General features: G+C 67.0%; 19 protein-coding genes and 1 pseudogene. 9 read left to right on the top strand and 11 right to left on the bottom strand.

Annotated elements, in window-relative coordinates; translation table 11 throughout:
* Position 1 precedes the first annotated feature (1 nt).
* Complete coding sequence (locus BCEP18194_RS22200; RefSeq protein ID WP_011353509.1) at positions 2–1,357, top strand: flagellar hook-length control protein FliK; 1,356 nt, start codon at positions 2–4, stop codon at positions 1,355–1,357.
* Positions 1,354–1,671, top strand: a complete 318-nt coding sequence (locus tag BCEP18194_RS22195; protein ID WP_011353508.1) for an EscU/YscU/HrcU family type III secretion system export apparatus switch protein — start codon at positions 1,354–1,356, stop codon at positions 1,669–1,671. The genes BCEP18194_RS22200 and BCEP18194_RS22195 overlap by 4 nt, the downstream gene beginning before the upstream one ends.
* 52 nt (positions 1,672–1,723) lie before the next feature.
* Here the strand turns inward: BCEP18194_RS22195 and BCEP18194_RS41270 are convergent, their stop codons facing one another.
* Positions 1,724–1,864 carry a hypothetical protein gene (locus BCEP18194_RS41270; protein WP_157687202.1) on the bottom strand — a complete coding sequence of 47 codons (141 nt, stop codon included), beginning with the start codon at positions 1,862–1,864 and terminating at the stop codon, positions 1,724–1,726.
* A gap of 76 nt (positions 1,865–1,940) precedes the next feature.
* Here BCEP18194_RS41270 and BCEP18194_RS22190 point away from each other — a divergent pair, with 76 nt between their 5' ends.
* Positions 1,941–2,675, top strand: coding sequence for a PepSY-associated TM helix domain-containing protein (locus BCEP18194_RS22190; RefSeq protein ID WP_011353507.1), 735 nt, complete (start codon positions 1,941–1,943; stop codon positions 2,673–2,675).
* A gap of 110 nt (positions 2,676–2,785) precedes the next feature.
* Here BCEP18194_RS22190 and BCEP18194_RS22185 read toward each other — a convergent pair whose 3' ends face one another.
* The 10 genes and pseudogenes from BCEP18194_RS22185 to BCEP18194_RS22140 all read right to left on the bottom strand — a co-directional run bounded on the left by BCEP18194_RS22185 (position 2,786) and on the right by BCEP18194_RS22140 (position 12,555).
* Positions 2,786–3,811, bottom strand: a complete 1,026-nt coding sequence (locus BCEP18194_RS22185; RefSeq protein WP_041493137.1) for an XdhC family protein — start codon at positions 3,809–3,811, stop codon at positions 2,786–2,788.
* A 209-nt stretch (positions 3,812–4,020) separates the two neighbouring features.
* A complete protein-coding gene (locus BCEP18194_RS22180; protein ID WP_011353505.1) occupies positions 4,021–4,524 on the bottom strand; it encodes a hypothetical protein in 504 nt (167 codons plus the stop codon).
* A 540-nt stretch (positions 4,525–5,064) separates the two neighbouring features.
* On the bottom strand, positions 5,065–6,471 hold the full coding sequence (locus tag BCEP18194_RS22175; RefSeq protein WP_011353504.1) for an amino acid permease: 1,407 nt from the start codon (positions 6,469–6,471) through the stop codon (positions 5,065–5,067).
* 223 nt (positions 6,472–6,694) lie between these two features.
* Positions 6,695–7,348, bottom strand: a pseudogene (locus BCEP18194_RS22170) (response regulator); the annotation flags it as partial.
* A gap of 7 nt (positions 7,349–7,355) precedes the next feature.
* Entirely contained in the window at positions 7,356–8,171 is an 816-nt protein-coding gene (rqpS, locus tag BCEP18194_RS22165) for a quorum system sensor histidine kinase RqpS (protein WP_011353502.1), read from the bottom strand.
* A gap of 415 nt (positions 8,172–8,586) precedes the next feature.
* The gene (locus BCEP18194_RS22160; RefSeq protein WP_011353501.1) at positions 8,587–9,357 is read right to left on the bottom strand and encodes a ferredoxin--NADP reductase; all 771 of its coding nucleotides are present in this window, start codon (positions 9,355–9,357) and stop codon (positions 8,587–8,589) included.
* Positions 9,358–9,592: 235 nt separating this feature from the next.
* The gene (locus BCEP18194_RS22155; protein ID WP_011353500.1) at positions 9,593–10,240 is read right to left on the bottom strand and encodes a LysE family translocator; all 648 of its coding nucleotides are present in this window, start codon (positions 10,238–10,240) and stop codon (positions 9,593–9,595) included.
* A 130-nt stretch (positions 10,241–10,370) separates the two neighbouring features.
* Entirely contained in the window at positions 10,371–11,186 is an 816-nt protein-coding gene (locus BCEP18194_RS22150; protein WP_011353499.1) for an endonuclease/exonuclease/phosphatase family protein, read from the bottom strand.
* A gap of 5 nt (positions 11,187–11,191) precedes the next feature.
* A complete protein-coding gene (locus BCEP18194_RS22145; RefSeq protein ID WP_011353498.1) occupies positions 11,192–11,680 on the bottom strand; it encodes a hypothetical protein in 489 nt (162 codons plus the stop codon).
* A 146-nt stretch (positions 11,681–11,826) separates the two neighbouring features.
* Positions 11,827–12,555 (bottom strand): nitroreductase, encoded by a 729-nt coding sequence (locus BCEP18194_RS22140; RefSeq protein ID WP_011353497.1) that lies wholly within the window; start codon positions 12,553–12,555, stop codon positions 11,827–11,829.
* 229 nt (positions 12,556–12,784) lie between these two features.
* On the opposite strand from BCEP18194_RS22140, the gene BCEP18194_RS22135 reads away from it, so the two are divergent.
* The 6 genes from BCEP18194_RS22135 to BCEP18194_RS22110 all read left to right on the top strand — a co-directional run bounded on the left by BCEP18194_RS22135 (position 12,785) and on the right by BCEP18194_RS22110 (position 20,138).
* Entirely contained in the window at positions 12,785–13,765 is a 981-nt protein-coding gene (locus BCEP18194_RS22135; RefSeq protein WP_011353496.1) for an AAA family ATPase, read from the top strand.
* A gap of 177 nt (positions 13,766–13,942) precedes the next feature.
* Complete coding sequence (locus BCEP18194_RS22130; RefSeq protein ID WP_041492981.1) at positions 13,943–15,052, top strand: NAD(P)/FAD-dependent oxidoreductase; 1,110 nt, start codon at positions 13,943–13,945, stop codon at positions 15,050–15,052.
* Between the two features lie 183 nt (positions 15,053–15,235).
* Entirely contained in the window at positions 15,236–15,547 is a 312-nt protein-coding gene (locus BCEP18194_RS22125) for a high-potential iron-sulfur protein (RefSeq protein ID WP_011353494.1), read from the top strand.
* 191 nt (positions 15,548–15,738) lie between these two features.
* Positions 15,739–17,046 carry an MFS transporter gene (locus BCEP18194_RS22120; RefSeq protein WP_011353493.1) on the top strand — a complete coding sequence of 436 codons (1,308 nt, stop codon included), beginning with the start codon at positions 15,739–15,741 and terminating at the stop codon, positions 17,044–17,046.
* Positions 17,047–17,381: 335 nt separating this feature from the next.
* Positions 17,382–19,010 (top strand): ABC transporter substrate-binding protein, encoded by a 1,629-nt coding sequence (locus tag BCEP18194_RS22115; RefSeq protein WP_011353492.1) that lies wholly within the window; start codon positions 17,382–17,384, stop codon positions 19,008–19,010.
* 117 nt (positions 19,011–19,127) lie between these two features.
* Entirely contained in the window at positions 19,128–20,138 is a 1,011-nt protein-coding gene (locus BCEP18194_RS22110; RefSeq protein WP_011353491.1) for an ABC transporter permease subunit, read from the top strand.
* The last annotated feature ends 4 nt before the right edge of the window (positions 20,139–20,142 follow it).

Raw genomic sequence — 20,142 nt, 5'->3', positions numbered from 1 at the left:
CATGACCGGTATCGACTCCGTTGCGGCCGCGCTGCTGGCGAGCCGCCTCGACAGCTTGCTGACCGGCACCGTGTCGGCGCCCGCCGGCGGCGGCGCGACCTCGCAGGTCGGCACGCCGGGCACCGGCGCGTCGTCCACGCCTTCGGCCGGCAGCCCGCCTGCTGCGCCGCCCGCTTCCACCCAGACTGCGCTATCCGATGTCGGGCGCGTGCTCGACGCGATTTCGCGCGTGGGCGGCGACTCGACGCCGGCCATTGCCGGGCGCGCGCCGCTGCTGGCCGACCCCACCGTGCTGCTGACCGACACGGCTGCGCCGGCCGCTTCCAATCTTGCTGCGTCTTCCACGCCGGCTTCCGCTGCTGCGTCGTCGGCTGCTGCGGCGCGCGAAGCGGCTGCGACTTTGCCGGTCGCGGCGCTGCGCGCAGCGCTCGCCCAGGCGGTGAGCGAAAGCGGCCTTTTCTACGAATCCCATCTCGCGCAGTGGCTGGCCGGCCAGCGTCCGCTCGCGGCGCTGATGCGCGAGCCGCAGGCGCGCCTCGCGGCCGCGCTCGCGCCGGCCGATCCGGACGCCGCACAGCACGGCTCGACCGACCTGCTCGACGAGCTGCTCGCGCAGCGCCCGTCTTTGCCGGCGGCCGCGCGGGCAACGGCGCAGCCGGGCACGCCGGCCCAGGGCGGCGCGTCGGCTCGCGATCCTGCGCAGGCGTTGCCGGCAGTCACGCGGCAGGGCGCGTCGCTGCCGCCCGATACGGCCGATCCGCTCGGCGAGCGTGCCGATACACGCTGGACGCCCGCGCGGGCCGAGCTGGCTACCGCGTCGTCCGATTCGCAGGCGCAGACGCTGGCGACCGTGCATCCGGCCGCCGTGCCGCTCGTCAGGCAGCAGCTCGACGCGCTCGCGACCGACCAGTTTCGCTGGGCGGGCGAGGCATGGCCCGGCGCGCGGCTCGACTGGACGATCGAACCCGACGATCAGGGCAACCGTGCGCCGCGCAGCGACGTCGACACGGGCGACGGCATTGCCTGGCGCACGCGCCTCACGCTGACGTTGCCGTCGCTCGGCACGGTCGACGCGGAGCTGGTGCTGAACGGCACGCAGCTCGTCGCGCGGCTGCGTGCGAACCAGGCGGGTGCTGACCGTCTCACGCGGCACGAGGCGGCGTTGCGGCAGCGGCTCGAAGTGTCGGGGCTCAAGGTGGGCGGGCTGTCGATCCGCGCGGTCGATGACGGCCCGGACGGCTTCGACCTGTTTGCGGCCCAGGCGGCCGCCGCCGCGTATGCGCGCGGTTCGGCGTCGGCGGCGGCCAGCGGCCCGGCGACACGTGCGCCCGATACCGACGACGAGGCGCTGTCATGAGCATGACGTCCCGCAAGCGCGCGGCCGCGCTCGTCTACGATCCGAAGGGCGGCGATGCGGCGCCGCGCGTGGTCGCGAAGGGCTACGGCGCGCTCGCCGAGATGATCGTCGCGCGTGCGCACGACGCCGGCTTGTACGTGCATACGGCGCCGGAGATGGTGTCGCTGCTGATGCAGGTCGACCTCGACGACCGGATTCCGCCGCAGCTCTACCAGGCGGTCGCGGATCTGCTCGCGTGGCTGTACTCGCTCGACCGGACCGAGCCCGCGCCGGACGACGCCGCACCGCGCTTTCCGCTGCCGCCGCTGCGCTGAACGGGCCGACACTGCGCGATTTCTTACGAAATGCCGTCTTGACCTTGCAAGGTCATTCTGTCGATATTCTTCTTTTATCGGCCGGCATCACGCCGCAACGTGCTTGCTTCGTCTGATTTTCCCCTGTTGTCGGGCTGGCCGCCACGTAACCGGGCAGATTGAGCCGGCAATTAATTTGTGTAATGATATCCATTCTCATTTTCATGCTGCTCGGGCGGCGCGCACGCTTTGCGCGCCGCCCGTTGTTTTGAACGAATGGAAACTCTCGCGTGAACGCGCCCGAAACGATCAATCCGCCCCAGACGGGTACTTCCCGCGCGGGCGTCACCGTGCTGCACCCGGCGGCCCGCCCGCTGGGCGACGACGAACTGGCGGCGCGCCGCCAGCGTTCGCGCCGCGCGACCTTCATCAAGTGGCTGCGCAAGGTGCATGGCTGGGTCGGGCTGTGGGGCGCGGTGCTCGGGCTGCTGTTCGGCGTGACGGGCGTGCTGCTCAACCACCGCGCGCCGCCGCTGAAGATTTCGACCGGCGAGCCGCAGGTCGAGGAGATGCAGATCGCACTGCCGGATCCGGCGCCGAAGACGCCCGCCGCGATGACGAAGTGGCTGCAGCACGAACTGCATTTCGACGGCAAGCCGGGCCGCATGCGCAAGGAGCCCGCGCAGCCCGTCGCGTGGGGCGATAAACACGTGATGCAGCCGGAGCACTGGCAGATGGGCCTGTTCGGCCCGCACCAGAACCTGCAGGCCGAATACTGGGTCGGCAACGGCTACGTCGCGGTGAAGCGCACGGGCAACACGTTCCTGACGACGCTGAACAACCTGCATCGCGGCGTCGGGATGAATCTCGGCTGGGTGCTGCTGATGGACACGATCGCGGGCTCGCTGATCCTGCTGTCGCTGACCGGCGTGCTGCTGTGGACCGAGCTGAACAAGCGCCGCACGGTCGGCGTCGTGCTGGTGGTCGGTTCGATTGCCGCGGCGCTTGCCGCCGGCCTGACCTGATCGGCGACCCGCGCCGGCCTGGCGCCGGCGCGTGTCGTTTCACTGGTTTCGTCCGCTTCGCCCGTCGCGGACGCATACCCGGCGCGACCGTGCGCCGGCGTCGATCGCGATCAGAGGCCGCAGGCCGCGCCGCTGTTCGCCGCGATCTCGCGCGCGGCCTTCGCGCCCTCGACCTGCAGGATCGTCGGCAGCGACACGTTGTTCTTCGCGGCGGTGATCTCGGCGAGGATCGAGATCGCGATTTCCGGCGGCGTCCGGCTGCCGATGTAGATGCCGGCCGGCCCGTGCAGCCGGCCCAGTTCCGCTTCGTTCAGGTCGAATTCGCGCAGCCGCTCGCGCCGCGCTGCGTTGTTGCGCCGCGAGCCGAGCGCGCCCACGTAGAACGCGGGCGTCTTCAGCGCCTCCATCAGCGCGAGATCGTCGAGCTTCGGATCGTGCGTGAGCGCGATCACGGCCGAACGCGCATCGAGGTTCATGTCGAGCACCGTATCGTCGGGCATCGTGTGCACGACGCGCGTGCCCGGCACGTCCCACGCATCCGTGTATTCCTCGCGCGGATCGCACACCGTCACCTGGTAGTCGAGCCCGACCGCGATCTGGCACAGATAGCGCGACAACTGGCCGGCGCCGATTACGAGCATCCGGTAGCGCGGCCCGTGGATCGTCACGAGCCGTTCGCCGTCGAACGCGAGCCCGTCGGCCGCCTGCGCGGGCGACAGCGATGCGCGGCCGGTCGCGAGCGTCATCGTGCGCGTAACGAGGCGGCCGGCCTCGACTTCCGCGCACAGCGCGGCAATCCCGCTGTCGCGCGTGAGCGGCTCGAGCACGAGCTGGATCGTGCCGCCGCACGGCAGCCCGAAGCGATGCGCTTCCTCGGCCGTCACGCCGTACTTGAGCGCTTCCGGGCGCGCGTCGGCCGCGATCCCGCTTGCGTGCACACGGGCGATCAGGTCGTCCTCGATACATCCGCCGGACACGGAACCGACCACGAGCCCGTCTTCGCGCACCGCGAGCATTGCGCCTTCGGGGCGGGGCGACGAGCCCCACGTCTTCACGACCGTCACGAGCAGCACGCGGCGCCCTTCGTCGAGCCAGCGCGCGCTGGATTTCAATACATCGAGATCGACGCTTTCCATCATCTTCTTCCTGTTGCCGGGCGACATCGCCGATGCGGGCCGCCGTTTGATGGCGCGATTATGAACCGGCCACGGCAAGCGTGCAGGCGACGGGGAACGCGCAAAACGGGGAAGGGACAAGCGGAGCGGCGTGGAAGGCGGGCAAGGCGGCCTGTGGCGGGCCGCCGGCAGGTCGCCGGGCGGACGCCTCCGCCCGGCGGGTCGCTACATCAGAGCGAGCCCAGGTACTGCGTCAGGTTGCGGATGTTGTTGTCGTACGCGTTCGGCGAGCCGAGCTCGACGCCGCCGCTGCGCACGTAGTACTCGAACGGCACGGAGCGGGTGCCGAAGAACGGCAGGAAATTGTCCGGTTGCAGCGTTGTGCCGTTCAGGCCGATTGCCCAGTTCCGCGACTTGTACAGCTCGAGTTCGCGGATCGTCGCCTGGACCTGGTTCGTTTCCGATGCGCGAATCGCGGCGATGCGCTGCGTCAGCGTCTCGATGTTCGCCTGGTATGCGCTCGGTTCGCCGACCGACACGCCACGCGCACGAACGTAGTAGCTGAACGGCAGGTTGCGCTCGGTGAAGAACGTCAGGAAACCGTCCGGCGCCAGCGTATCCCCGTTCAGTCCGATCGCCCAGTTCTTGCTTTGATAATCCCTGAGCCCCGCGATCGTCTGGTTGGCCGCGCTGATTTCGACCTTCGCCGTGACGTTGACCAATGTATTGCTCATGACAGACCTCTCTGGTTCTTGTTGAACTTCGGACAGGTGCAGCGACATGCCTCCGGATGGAGGCAATAAAATACCCTCGACCGGATTATCCGGTCGTAATGATTTTAATTAAAAAGATGCTGAAAATTCTTTTATGAATGCGCGATGAATTTGTGTTTTATAAAAAGGCGCTTCGATGAAATCGATTGCATCCCGCCGCGCTCCTGCTGCGGCTTGTGCCCCGTCTGGTCCAAGCGGGGCGGGCGTATGCGATCGGCCGACCTGAATACTAGGTTGGCGAATGCAAGAGTTCAATGCCGGTCGCGTGATTATTTTCTTCTATTCATATTCAATTCAATTGAATTACATTTTTAATCGATTAATATGGCGATCCGAATCGAATATATCGGCATTCGGAAAATGAACGGCGGGAACGGGAATTGACGCGCGGATCGTTGCAGGAAAAGCAACGTGGCGGCGGGGCGGGTGAAGGCAGGGAGGGTGCGGGGCCGGTATCCGGCCCCGCGGGTGCGCACCGTGCCGCGTGCGGCACGGCGGCGCTCAGTGCGCGTCGTGGTGACCGTGCGCGAGCTTCGAGTGGTGACGCGAGTACAGGAAGTAGATCACGAGGCCGATCACGAGCCAGATGCCGAACGCGGCCCACGTGATGGGCTGCAGGTTCAGCATCAGGAACAGGCACGACGCGACCGCGAGGATCGGCACCACGGGCACGCCGGGGCAGCGGAACGCACGCGGCAGGTCGGGGTGCGTGCGACGCAGCACGAGCACCGCGATCGACACCATCGAGAACGCGGCGAGCGTGCCGATGTTGATCAGCTCGGCGAGCACGTTGAGCGGCACGAGCGCGGCGATCAGCCCGAAGAACAGGCCGACGAGCCAGGTCGTCAGGAACGGCGTCGCGTAGCGCGGGTGCACGCGCGACAGCGCCGCCGGCAGCAGCCCGTCGCGCGACATCGCGAAGATCACGCGCGTCTGGCCGTAGCTCATCACGAGGATCACGGTCAGCATGCCGAGCACCGCGCCGAGATCGATGAAGCCGGCGACCCACGTCTCGCCGGCCTTCTGCAGCGCGTACGAGATCGGGTGCGAGATGTTCGCGTACTGGGCCGACGGCACGATGCCGGTCGCGACCGCGGCGACCGTCACGTACAGCACCGCGCACACCGCGAGCGACGCGATGATGCCGATCGGCAGGTCGCGCTTCGGATTCTTCACTTCCTCGGCCGCCGACGACACTGCGTCGAAGCCGATGAACGCGAAGAACATCACGGCCGCCGCGCCGAACACGCCGTTCCAGCCGTGCGGCATGAACGGCTTCCAGTTCGCGGGCGTCACGTGGAACACGCCGACCGCGATCACGAGCAGCACGACCGACACCTTGATGAACACCATGATGTTGTTGATGCGGGTCGACTCGCGGATGCCGATCGACAGCAGCGTCGTGATCACGATCATCACGAGGAACGCGGGCAGGTTGAACCACGTGACGACACCCGGCACCGCGCCGGGCGCGGCCGTCAGCACGGTGGGCAGCGTCAGCCCGAAGCCCTGCAGCAGGGACTGCAGGTAGCCCGACCAGCCGACCGACACGGCCGACGACGCGAGGCCGTATTCGAGCATCAGGTCCCAGCCGATGATCCACGCGACGAGCTCGCCGAGGGTGGCGTACGAATACGTGTAGATCGAGCCGGCGACGGGGATCGTCGACGCGAACTCCGCGTACGACAGCGCGGCGAGGCCGCACGCGATCGCGGCGATCACGAACGACAGCATCAGTGCAGGGCCGGCCTGCACGGCGCCGGTCCCGGTCAGCACGAAGATGCCGGTGCCGATGATTGCGCCGATGCCGAGGAAGGTGAGGTCGATCGCGCCGAGCGCTTTCTTGAGCCCGGCGGCATGCGCGCCGGCGATCATGCGATCGACGTTTTTCTTGCGGAAGAGAGACATTGCGGATGAATCGCCAGCGCGCGCAGGCGCGGTAGCGCTGACTGAGTGAAAACCCGTAATTTTAGCCGATTTGGCGCACAAGACCCGCTGCAGCGCAGCGGTGCGTCACAAAATCGTCCGATAAAACAAGCGCTTGCGCATCGGGCGGGCGGCCGCGGGCGGCGGCGCGGCATGCGCCGCGTCGCGGGATCGGGTGAACCGGGTGAGTCGGGCGGGAAGATCCGGCGCCGGCCGTGGGCGCCATGTCGACGAGCCGGTTGCTCATCACGTAGAACGTGAGCTCCGCGTTGTTCGACAGCCGCATCTTCTCGAGCAGCCGCGACCGGTACACGCTCACCGTCTTCACGGACAGCGACAGCGTGTTCGCGATGTCGGTGAGCCGCTTGCCCGACGCGAGCATGCAGAGCGTCTGGTATTCGCGATCGGACAGCTTCTCGTGCGGCAGCGGCTCGTTCTCGAACGACACGTATTCGGCGAGCGCCTCGGCCATCGCGGGGCTCACGTACTTGCGGCCGGCCGCGACCTGCTGGATCGCGCCGATCATCTGCGCGGCGTTGACCGTCTTCGACAGATAGCCGGCGGCGCCGGCCTTCAGCGCGCGCACCGCGTACTGATCCTCGCGGTACATCGAGAACATCAGCACCGGCGTGCGCGGCAGCTTGCGCTTGAGGCGCTTGAGCACTTCGATGCCGTTCGTGTCCGGCAGCGAGATGTCGAGCAGGATCACGTCGAATTCCTGCTTGTCGACGGCGGCCACGGCGTCGCCGCCGTTCTCGGCCTCGGTGACGTCGCGTGCGACGCCACGGTCGATCAGCAACTGGCGGATCCCTTGCCGGACGATCGCGTGATCGTCCACGAGCAGGATGTTCAGGCTCATGACGACCTCACGAAAGCGACGCGCGGCGGGCCGCGACGGGCACCGCGAGCAGCGAATCCCAAGCGAAGCGGGCGGTGACGCGCGTGCCGTGGCCGGCGTCCGGCGTGGCCGTCTCGAAGCTGCCGGCGAACGCCTCGCAGCGGGCGCGCATGCCGGCGAGACCGTAGCCGGTGCGACGGCTTCGGGAGAAACCGGTCCCATCGTCGGAGACAATCAGTGACAGGTGCGTGCCGTCGGTGGCGATCCGCACGTCGACCGACGTCGCGCGGGCATGCTTCGCGACGTTCGACAACGCTTCCTGCGCGACGCGGAACACCGCGAGCGCGCTGGCGCCGGCGATCTGCGTCAGGCGTGCGTCGGCCGCACAGACGAAGCTTGTGCGCAGGCCGGTGCGTGCCGCATGGGTGTCGGCCCACGACGACAGCGCGCCGACCAGGCCCGCGTCGAGCGCCGGCGTGTCGCGTTCGTCGATCAGCCGGCGATTCGCGTCGGTCGCGGAGTCGAGTGCCTGCTGCGCAAGCGCCAGCGCGCGCAGGCAACCCTCCGGCGCATCGGCCGGTAGCCACGTTTGAACGTTTGCGAGCGCGAAACGAGCAGCGGTCAGTTCGGCACCGAGTCCGTCGTGCAGCTCGCCTGCCAGGTGGCGGCGGGCCGCTTCGTCGGCGGCGAGCAACTGGGCAGACAGCGCTGCGATCCGCGCGGCGGAGGCACCGCGTTTCGACGCGGCGTCGGCAATGGGCGGAGTCGCGACGCAGCCCGGCACGAGCTGTTGCGACGGGAACGGGGCGTGGGCGCCCAAAGGCGCGCTAAGCGACGTATCCATGACTCTCCCTGCTGTCAGAAAGCGGTTCAGACACCGGCTGGCTGCGTGGAACGGCGGCCGTTTTGATGACGGTCGCCGCCAGAGAATCGCCCCCTGCCGAGGTAACAAAAGTTACGTCTTGTAACACTTGCATCCGACCCTTCCACTCTCATCCGAACGGCAACCACGCGCGGCGAATAATATCTCAAAATTTCTGAAAAGGTCATGTCGGGCGGACATTTAAGGGTAAATGTGAATAATCGGAATGAAGGTGTTGTAGGAAAAACACTGACACCCGAGCACCGGACGATGACGTATCCAAATGTAACTATTTGAGATGGGATGATCCCAATTTGTTACGAATTCGCCAAGTAGGGATGAAAAAAAACCGGAGCTTTCGCTCCGGTTCTTGATGACGCGCAAATTTGGGGATCGATCAGTCCACGAACGCGCGCTCGATCACGTAGTGGCCCGGTGCGCTGTTCTTGCCTTCGACGAGGCCGGCCTGCTTCAGCAGGTCGGTCGTGTCCTTCAGCATCGCGGTGCTGCCGCACAGCATCACGCGGTCGTTTTCCGGCGAGAACGGCGGGACGTCGAGGTCCGTGAACAGCTTGCCCGTTGCGATCAGGTCGGTGATCCGGCCTTCGTTGTCGAACGCTTCGCGCGTGACCGTCGGGTAGTAGACGAGCTTTTCCTTGATGATGTCGCCCAGGTACTCGTGGCCCGGCAGGTCGTGCTTGATGAAGTCCATGTACGCGAGCTCGCCCTTCAGGCGGCACGTGTGCGTCAGGATCACCTTGTCGAAGCGTTCGTAGATGTCCGGATCGCGGATGATCGACATGAACGGCGCGAGGCCCGTGCCCGTCGACAGCATCCACAGCGTCTTGCCCGGCAGCAGGTTGTCGGCGACCAGCGTGCCCGTCGGCTTCTTGCCGATCAGCACCGTGTCGCCCACCTTCAGGTGCTGCAGGCGCGACGTCAGCGGGCCGTTCTGGACCTTGATGCTGAAGAATTCGAGATGCTCTTCGTAGTTCGGGCTGACGATCGAGTAGGCACGCGCGAGCGGCTTGCCGTCGACCTCGAGGCCGACCATCGTGAATTCGCCGTTGTTGAAGCGCAGGCTCGCCTCACGGGTGCAGGTGAAGCTGAACAGCGTGTCGGTCCAGTGATGGACGGATTGGACGGTGGCGGTGTCGTATTTGCTCATGGCTTTGAAAACGGACGCGCGTAGCGAACGCGAGTAACGGGCCCAAAAACGGGCAAAAAAACCGAGTGCGACGGCCTGATCGCGGATCGGCCGGCCGGCGCGTCGGACACGCGCCTTCTCGATGACAGACGATTGAGGAACTCGTTATTTTACCCTGTTGACGCGGATCGCGGGCTTGACCCCCGTGGCCGCGCGGATTTGGCGCAACGAATTATTTCAATAAGCTTTCAGTTTTTCAGCGCTCGGCCGCGAGTTTCGCGCCGAGGCCGACGAGCGCCACGCCGCACAGTGCGTCGAGCGGGCGTCGCACGCGCCGATAGCCGCGTTGCGCGCGCGGGCTCGCGAACAGGTACGCGACGCACGAATACCAGCCGGCCGACAGCACGCCGATCGTCACCAGCACCGCGCCGTTGAACCACAGCGGCACGTGCGCGGGCAGCATCGCCGCGAACACGCTGGTCCAGAACGCGCACGATTTCGGGTTCGTCAGGCAGGTGAACAGGCCGCTGCGATACGCGCGCAGGTAGTCGCGCGCGTGCGGCGCGGCCAGCGGCGCACGTTCGTCGGGCGCGTCGGCCGGCGCCGTGTCGCGGCGCACGCCCGCCCGCAGCAGCTTGAAGCCGAAATACACGAGGTACACGGCACCGCCGATCCGGATCGCCTCGTACAGCCATTCGACCTGGTGCAGCACGGCCGCGAGGCCGAGCATCGCGAGCGTCGCCCACGCGATCGACGCGGTGCCGACGCCGAGCGCCGACGCGGCACCGAGGCTGCGCCTGCCCGCGAGCGACAGTTGCGAAATCATGAAGAAATTCGGGCCGGGGGTGATCGCCGCGACGAGATAGACGACGGCGATTTGCAGCAGGATCGGCAGGTAGGTCATGGCGGCGCGGCCCGGCGGCGGGGCGGAGCGGAATGGGCAAGGCGTTAATGTAGCGCGCGCCGCGCGGCCGCGCTTTGGCGGCGCGCAATCCGGTTGATATCCGGTTGATATCCGGCCGGGATCGGGAACGTTATTGCGGATCGAGGCGCAGGCGCGCGATGTACGGCAGGTGGTCCGACAGCCACGCGGCCTCGCCGGACGGCGCGCGCCATTCGAGCGGCGTCAGCCCGCGCACGAACATCTTGTCGAGCGCGAGCGCCGGCGAGAACGCGGGGAATGTGCGGCCCGATTCGCCGAGCAGCGTCGCGACCTCGGACAACCCGATCTCGCCGAACAGCGCGACCGAATCGTTGCGCCAGTCGTTGAAGTCGCCGGCGAGCATCAGCGGGCCGTCGCCTGCGTTGCGCACGATCCAGTGCGCGATCCAGTGCATCTGGCGCAGCCGCGCGGCGCGCGTGAGCGCGAGGTGCGCGCACAGCAGCGTGACCGGGCGGGCGCCCGCGAGCGTCGCGCGCGCGACCAGCAGCCCGCGCCGCTCGAAGCGGTGCGCGGAGATGTCCCAGCGGCCGCCGAGGTCGAGCGGATGCGGTGACAGGATCGCATTGCCGTGCCGCCACGACGGCTTGAACACGTTCGGCCCGAGCGCGATCTGCCAGTCGAGGGCATGCGCGATCTCGGTGGCCTGGCAGTGCCAGACGTCGTCGACCGCATCGTCCATCGGCGCGCCGAAGCCGGGCGCGAGCACGGGGCGCGGCATGCGGCGCGCCATCGCTTCCTGCAGGAAATACACGTCGGCGTGCGTCGACTGCATCCAGTTGCGCATCGCGTTCCACGCGGTGAAGCCGAGCGGCGAGCGGCCCTTGTGCAGGTTCCAGCTCACCGCGGTGAGTTCGTCGGGGGCGGCGTGCGGTTCGGCGAACGGCAGGGACAGGGCGTCGGCGGACATGACGCTCAATCCTTCGCGACGTGCGCACGCACGCGGTACACGAGGTGCGGATGCTGTTCGACGAGCGTCCAGTCGGTCCACGCGTCGCCGCCGACCGTCAGGCCGGGGTGGCTCGCGACGATTTGCCGCGGCGACGCGGGCAGGCACGGATCGGCCGGCTTCGCGCCCTCGTCGTCGATCGTTTCCTGCACGTCGAGCGCGAGCGACACCGTGTTCGCACTGGCATCGACGGTGAGCGGCGCGACCGTCACCGAGCGCGAACGCTCGGTCGGCACGACGCGCGCGGCATTGCCGCAGCCGACCGGCACGGCGGACGGATAGCGATGGGTATCGGTACGGGTCTGACCCACGGTGGTGCGCTGCTGGAACGTGTCGATGGTCTGACCGTCGCGTACCACCTGGATCTCCCACGCGACGGAGGCCGGTGCGGGGCTCTGCGCATGGGCGGCGAGCGCGATGCTCGCGAGCAGGACGGCCAGGCCGTGTTTCAGCATGAAACGTCTCCGGAAACGCGGAATAGCGGGGAACGGACGCACATCTTACGCCCGATCGATTTCGATCGCGATGTGACGGGACGCGCCGCGGCAGGTTCGCCGCAAGATGCGGTCCTGTCCGAAAGGTAGGGCCGCGCCATGCGTTTTCAAGCGAAAAAGCGCGTGAACTCGGCGACCGGCGCGCGCTCGGTGACGAGGCGGTTCTCGATCGCGTCGGGGTCCGCATGGCCGAGCGACATCCCGCAGACCAGCTGCTCGTTGGCGGGAATGCCGAGGTGTTCGGTGACGATCCGGTGAAACGGCACGAACGCGGCCTGCGGGCAGGTATCGAGCCCGCGTGCGCGCGCGGCCGTCATCACGCCCTGCAGGAACATCCCGCAGTCGAGCCAGGCACCGTAGGTCATCACGCGGTCGAGCGTGAAGAACAGCGCGACCGGCGCATCGAAGAAGCGGAAGTTGCGCGCGTGCTGCGCATGCATGCGCGCCTTCTCGTCGCGGCCGATGTTCAACAGGCCGTACAGGTCCCAGCCGACCTTGCGGCGCCGGTCGATATACGGCGACACCCATTCGCGCGGGTAGTAGTCGTATTCGGCGACGTATTTCTCGTCGCGCGCGGGATCGTCGTGGGCCGCGGTGAGCGCGGCGGCCAGCGCATCGCGCGTCGCGCCCGTCGCGACGTACACGCGCCACGGCTGGATGTTGGTGCCCGACGGCGCGCGGCTCGCGGCTTCGAGGATCGCCTCGAGTGTGTCGCGCGGCACGGGCGTCGGCAGGAATGCGCGGATCGCGCGGCGCGACGTGAGCGCCGCGTCGACGGTGTCGACGGCACCGGTCGCATCGGCATCGACGCGCGGGACAGCAGTGGGGACGGACATCGGCATACCTTCGGGACGGGGTCCGACGCGCCGCGCGGGCGCCGTCGGCCAGGCCGGTGCGGCGGGTGGGTGAACCGACGATCATACGCCGCGGTGCGCCGGCGTGCAGTGCGCGCGGGTGTTAGCAGCAGACGCACGCGGCTGCTTGCTTGCGCGGGAATGCGGGATCGCTACACTGAAATCGTAAGGGTCTGATGGTCGTGTGACAGCAAGCGGCAGCGAGGTTGGTATGACGACGGCGATGGTGAAACAGGAACTGGCGGTGGCGTCCTTCAGCACGGTGTACGACCTCGAGCAGGTCGAGACGGCGCTGAGTGACCTGAACGAGAGCGCGAGCGACGCACTGCGCGCCACCTACGAGAGGATGCTCAAGACGGGCAATCTGCGCTTCTGCGTGAAGCCGAACCGGATGCCGTCGTTCGACGCGCTCGGCGAGGCATTACCCAATTTCGCCGAGCCGCTCGACGACGTGCGCAAGCAGGTCGCACTGTGCCTCGAAACGGACGACCGGCTCGAACTGATGCCGATCCTGCTGCTCGGGCCCCCGGGCATCGGCAAGACGCACTTCGCGAAGGCGCTCGCGCAACTGCTCGGCACCGCGTACCACTACGTGCCGATGAGTTCGCTGACGGCCGGCTGGATCCTGTCGGGTGCGTCGTCGCAATGGAAGAACGCGAAGCCCGGCAAGGTGTTCGATGCGCTCGTGAACGGCAGCTACGCGAACCCAGTGATCGCGGTCGACGAGATCGACAAGGCCGGCAGCGATGCGCAATACGATCCGCTCGGCGCGCTGTACGCGTTGCTCGAGCACGACACCGCGCGCGCATTCATCGACGAATTCGCGGAAGTGCCGATCGATGCGGGCAACGTGATCTGGATCGCGACCGCGAACGACGCGCACGCGATTCCGGAGCCGCTGCTCAACCGGATGAACGTGTACGAAATCGAGCCGCCCGATGCGGCCGGCGCGCGCCGGATTGCGCAGACGATCTACGACGAGATCCGCACGTCGCATGCGTGGGGGCGGCGCTTCCCGGACATTCTCGGCGACGACGCGCTCGACGTGCTGGCCGCGACCGCGCCGCGCACGATGCGCCGCGCGCTGCTGCACGCATTCGGTGCCGCGCGGCTCGACGGCCGCGATGCGATCGGGCCGCGCGACATCCGGGCCGACGAGGGCGCCGCGAAGCGCCGGCCGATCGGTTTCTGAACGAGCGGCGCGCGCACGCCTCGGCGGCGTGCGCGCCGTGCAGTGCCGCGAATCGTGCCGTGCGTCGCGCGTCATGCACGGCGTCGTCGCGATACGCTGCACGACCTTCGGCAAGCGGGTGAACCGGGACGTACAATTCTCTTCTCTCCCCTCGACGCGCTAGCGGCGCGAAACGTCATGGAGCAGATGGATTGTGTCGTGATCGGCGCGGGTGTCGTCGGTCTTGCGATTGCGCGCGAACTGGCCGCGCGCGGGCGTGAAACGCTCGTGCTCGAGGCTGCCGATGCGATCGGCACCGGTACGAGTTCGCGCAACAGCGAAGTGATCCATGCGGGGCTCTACTATCCGCGCGGGTCGCTGAAGGCGATGTCGTGCGTGCACGGGCGCGACCTGCTGTACGAATTCTGCGAGACGCGTCACGTGCCGCACCGGCGTGCCGGCAAGTTGCTCGTCGCCACGAGCGCCGCGCAGGTGAAGCAGTTGAAGGCGATTGCCGTACGCGCGACCGAAAACGGCGTGCTCGACCTGATGCCGCTCACGCGCGCCGAAGCGCAGACGCTCGAGCCTGCGCTCGAGTGCGTCGAGGCGCTGTTCTCGCCGTCCACCGGCATCGTCGACAGCCACCAGCTGATGCTCGCGCTGCTCGGCGACGCGGAGCGCGACGGCGCGGTGTGTGCGCTGAAATCCCCGGTCGAATCGATCGACGTGCTGCGCGGCGGCCGCTTCGTCGTGCGCACGGGCGGCGACGCGCCGACCGAGATCGAGGCCGCCTGCGTGATCAACAGCGCGGGCCTCGGCGCACAGGCGCTGGCGCGCCGCACGCGCGGCCTCGACCCGCGCTGGGTGCCGCCGCTGTATCTCGCGCGCGGCAACTATTTCAGCCTGTCGGGGCGTGCACCGTTCTCGCACCTGATCTACCCGATGCCCGACCGCGCGGGGCTCGGCGTGCACCTGACGCTCGATCTCGGCGGGCAGGCGCGCTTCGGCCCGGACGTCGAATGGGTCGATGCGTTGCGCTACGAAGTCGATCCCGCGCGCGCGACCGCGTTCTACGCGTCGATTCGCGCATTCTGGCCGGGCCTGCCCGACGACGCGCTGCAGCCGGCGTACGCGGGCATCCGGCCGAAGGTCGCGGGGCCCGGCGAGCCGCCGGCCGATTTCATCGTGCAGGGCGCCGCGCAGCATGGCGTGCGCGGGCTCGTGAACCTGTTCGGCATCGAGTCGCCGGGGCTCACCGCGTCGCTCGCGCTCGCGCAGCGCGTGGGCGACATGGCGGCTTACCACTGACGCGGCGCGTGTGTGGCGGGGGTGTGGTGGAACCGTGGCGGGCGCGTATCGGCCGTGTGGCGGCTGTGTGAAATTCCTTATCTCTGGAATTTCGGCGCGCACATTTATTCGCATGAGCGTTATTCTGTCGAACGGCTGTCGCCAGAACAGCTTTCAAACCGATAACGTTGGAGCGAGTCCCCCATGAAAACATCCCGTCGGAGTTTCCTGATTACGAGCATTGGTGCCGTGTCCGCGCTGGCGCTGTCGCGTGAAGCGCTGGCCGATGCGCCGATGCTCACGGAAAGCGACCCGACCGCGACGGCACTCGGCTACAAGGCCGATGCCACGAAGGTCGACAAGACGAAGTATCCGAAATACGCAGCAGGCCAGGATTGCGCGGCCTGCATGCTGTATCAAGGCAAGAAGGGCTCGGCCTCGGGCCCGTGCGGCGCCTTCCCCGGCAAGCAGGTGTCGGCGAAGGGCTGGTGCAGCGCCTTCTCGAAGATGGGTTGAGGCCCGTGCGGCATCGTGCGATGCCGCATTGTGGCGAAAACCGCAAAACGCCCGCCGTCGAAAGACGGCGGGCGTTTTTTATTGCTTGAAATCGGTTCCGTCGCTTTCTACACTCGCTGCAAACCAGCGCGCCGCGGGCACCCCGCGCGCCGCGCAGCCCGACACGGCGTACTGACGAGGACGAGGCACGCATGGCGACGATTGCGAATTCAACGAAAACGATCCGGCCCGAGCGTGCGCTGAACCGGCGCGCGGTCGCGGCCGCCGTGATCGGCAACGCGCTCGAGTGGTACGACTTCACGGTGTTCGGCTTCATGACGGTCGTGATCGCCGAGCTGTTCTTCCCGACCTCCAGCGAATACTCGTCGCTGCTGCTGACCACCGCGACGTTCGGCGTCGCGTTCTTCATGCGCCCGATCGGCGGCATCGTGTTCGGGCTGTACGCGGATCGCGCGGGCCGCAAGGCCGCGCTGTCGCTCGTGATCCTCCTGATGACGGCCGGCATCTTCCTGCTCGCGGTCGCGCCGCCGTATGCGGCGATCGGCATCGGCGGCCCGATCCTGATCGTGCTCGGCCGCCTGCTGCAGGGCTTCTCCGCGGGCGGCGAATTCGGCAGTGCGACGGCGCTGCTGATCGAGGCCGCGCCATTCTCGAAACGCGGCTTCTACGGCAGCTGGCAGATGGCGAGCCAGGCGGCCGCGCTGCTGATCGGCGCGCTCGTCGGCGCGGCCGTCACGCGCGGGCTGTCGCACGATGCGCTGCGCAGCTGGGGCTGGCGCGTGCCGTTCATCCTCGGGCTCGTGATCGGCCCGATCGGCTTCTACATCCGCCGCCATCTCGCCGATTCCGAAGCGTTCCTGCATGCGCAGCAAAGCGCGCGCCGCGCGACGCTCGGCGAAGTGTTCACGCGCCACCCGCGCGAGGTGCTGTGCGGGCTCGGCTCGGTGATCGCGCTGACGGTGACGATCTACGTGCTGATCAGCTATCTGCCGACCTTCGCGGTGAAGCAGCTGAAGCTGCCCTACGCGGAATCGTTCTACGCGGTGATCGTCGGCAACCTGCTGCTGATGGTGCTGTCGCCGATCGCGGGCGCGTGGTCGGATCGCATCGGCCGCAAAGGGCTGTCGCTGTGGTCGCTGGTGCTGACGCTCGTGCTGATGTATCCGCTGTTCGCGTGGCTCGACGCGGCGCCGAGCATCGCGCGGCTGATCGCGGTGCAGGCCGTGCTGTCGGTCACGCTCGCGGGCTACTACGGGCCGTTCGGCGCGATGATCGCCGAGCTGTTTCCGGCCAACGTGCGCTCGACCGGACTGTCGATCGCGTACAACGTCGCGGTGATGCTGTTCGGCGGCTTCGGGCAGTTCATCGTCACGTGGCTGATCAAGGTCACGGGCACGCCGCTCGCACCGACCTACTATGTGATGGCCGGGATTGCGCTGTCGATCGTCGCGGTCGCGTTCGTGCCCGCGCGCAGTGCCGACCTCGACGCGCCGGCGTGACGATGCGACGACGCGACGACATGACGATTTAAAGACGATCACCGGATCGTTTCGCAAAACGCAATGATGTGCTGCAGAACGCGGGAAAACGGTGCGTCGAACCTTCGTGTTCGCGCCCGAATTGTTTAGTCGTCGAACGAAACTTGCGCGAAATGAACGGAATTGTCGCTCGCGCGCGTTGTCGCATTTTTTACCCACACTAAACATCGGCAAAAACCCGGCGGGGCATCTAGAAGAGTTTTTTCTCCAGCTTGTTGCCACATCGTTAGCTCAAGTAATATCCGCGTACACCGGCCCCGGGCGGGCCGGTTCCGATCTGGAGACCTGGAGGAAACATGGAATACAACCGTCTGTTGCACACCCTGCGTGTTACCGCCATTGCAGGCGTGGCAGCGGCATCGCTCGGCGTCGCGGGTTCTGCATTCGCACAGATCCCGAACAAAACGCTCGTCTACTGCTCAGAAGGCAGCCCGGCGGGTTTCGATTCCGCGCAGTTTACGACCGGCGTCGATTTCACCGCCGCCACGTTCACCGTCTACAACCGCCTCGTCGAATTCGAGCGCGGCGGCACGAAGGTCGAGCCGGGCCTCGCCGAGAAATGGGACGTGTCGCCGGACGGCAAGGTGTACACGTTCCACCTGCGCCATGGTGTGAAGTTCCACACGACCGACTTCTTCAAGCCGACGCGTGAATTCAACGCGGACGACGTGCTGTTCACGTTCCAGCGCATGCTCGACCCGAACCAGGCGTTCCGCAAGGCGTACCCGGTGTCGTTCCCGTACTTCACCGACATGGGCCTCGACAAGCTGATCACGAAGGTCGAGAAGGTCGATCCGTACACCGTGAAGTTCACGCTCGCCGAGCCGAATGCGCCGTTCATCCAGAACATGGCGATGGAATTCGCGTCGATCCTGTCGGCCGAATACGGCGACCAGCTGATGAAGGCAGGCAAGGCCGCCGACATCAACCAGAAGCCGGTCGGCACGGGCCCGTTCATCTTCCGCAGCTACACGAAGGATGCGACGATCCGGTTCGACGGCAATCCTGATTACTGGAAGAAGGGCGAAGTGAAGCTCTCGAAGCTGATCTTCTCGATCACGCCCGATCCGGGCGTGCGCGTGCAGAAGGTCAAGCGCAACGAATGCCAGGTGATGAGCTATCCGCGTCCGGCCGACATCGCGACGCTGAAGGCAGATCCGAACGTCGACATGCCGTCGCAGGCAGGCTTCAACCTCGGCTACCTCGCGTACAACGTCGAGCACAAGCCGGTCGACAAGCTCGAGGTGCGTCAGGCACTCGACATGGCGATCAACAAGAAGGCGATCCTCGAGTCCGTCTACCAGGGTGCCGGCCAGGCTGCTACCGCGCCGATGCCGCCGACCCAATGGTCGTACGACAAGAACCTGAAGATGGCGCCGAACGACACCGCGAAGGCGAAGGCGCTGCTCGCGAAGGCCGGCTTCCCGAACGGTTTCGAGATCACGCTGTGGGCGATGCCGGTGCAGCGCGCGTACAACCCGAACGCCCGCCTGATGGCCGAGATGATCCAGGCCGACTGGGCGAAGATCGGCGTGAAGGCGAAGATCGTCACGTATGAATGGGGCGAGTACATCAAGCGCGCGCACGCGGGCGAGCAGGACACGATGCTGATCGGCTGGACGGGCGACAACGGCGATCCGGACAACTGGCTCGGCACGCTGCTCGGCTGCGACGCGATCAAGGGCAACAACTTTTCGCACTGGTGCTACAAGCCGTTCGACGATCTGGTCCAGAAGGGCCGCACGACGACGGGCCAGGACGCGCGGACGAAGCTCTACACGCAGGCTCAGCAGATCTTCGCGCAACAGCTGCCGTTCTCGCCGATCGCGAACTCGACGGTCTACCAGCCGGTGCGCAAGACCGTGGTCGACATGCGTATCGAGCCGCTCGGCTATGCCCGCTTCGACGGTGTTAGCGTGAAGTAACACGCCCGGCGTAAGCTGTCTACGAAGACCGAGACCGGCTAATTCATCCGGCGGCGGGAGGCCAAAAGCTTCCCGTCGCCGGTCGCACATTTCCCACAAGAAAATACGAGACGCATCATGTTCACATTCGTGTTGCGCCGCGTGGGCATGGTGATCCCGACTTTCATCGGTATCACCATCCTGGCGTTTGCGCTGATTCACCTGATACCGGGCGACCCCATCGAAGTGATGATGGGCGAGCGCGGCGTCGATCCCGCGATGCATGCGGAGGCGATGAAACGCCTCGGGCTCGACCAGCCGCTGCCCATGCAGTACCTCCACTACATCGGCCGGGCGCTGCATGGCGACCTCGGCACGTCGATCATTACCAACACGAGCGTCGCGGGCGAGTTCTTCGCGCGCTTCCCGGCGACCGTCGAGCTGTCGCTGTGCGCACTCGTGTTCGCGCTCGCGGTCGGGCTGCCGGCCGGCGTGATCGCCGCGTTGCGGCGCGGCTCGGTCGTCGACCATGGCGTGATGGGCACCGCGCTCACCGGCTACTCGATGCCGATCTTCTGGTGGGGGCTGATCCTCATCATGGTGTTTTCGTCGTACCTCGGCTGGACGCCCGTGTCGGGGCGCATCGCCGTCGAATACGACTTCCCGCACCCGACGGGCTTCATGCTGATCGACGCGCTGCTCGCGCCGGATGAAGGCTCGTTCAAGTCGGCGGTCAGCCACCTGATCCTGCCCGCGATCGTGCTCGGCACGATCCCGCTCGCGGTGATCGCGCGGATGACGCGCTCGTCGATGCTCGAAGTGCTGCGCGAGGACTACATCCGCACCGCACGCGCGAAGGGGCTGTCGCCCGCGCGCGTGGTCGTCGTGCATGCGCTGCGCAATGCGCTGATCCCGGTCGTCACCGTGATCGGCCTGCAGATCGGCACGCTGCTCGCGGGCGCCGTGCTGACCGAGACGCTCTTTTCGTGGCCCGGTGTCGGCAAGTGGCTGATCGATGCGATCGGCCGCCGCGACTATCCGGTCGTCCAGGGCGGCATCCTGTTGATCGCGACGCTCGTGATCGTCGTGAACCTGGTCGTCGACCTGCTGTACGGCGTGCTGAATCCGCGCATCCGCCACACGAGGTAATCCC

The sequence above is a fragment of the Burkholderia lata genome (assembly GCF_000012945.1).
Lineage (GTDB): Bacteria > Pseudomonadota > Gammaproteobacteria > Burkholderiales > Burkholderiaceae > Burkholderia > Burkholderia lata.
Note: the sequence above shows the minus strand (reverse complement) of the source record. Positions and strands in the feature narration are given on the sequence as shown.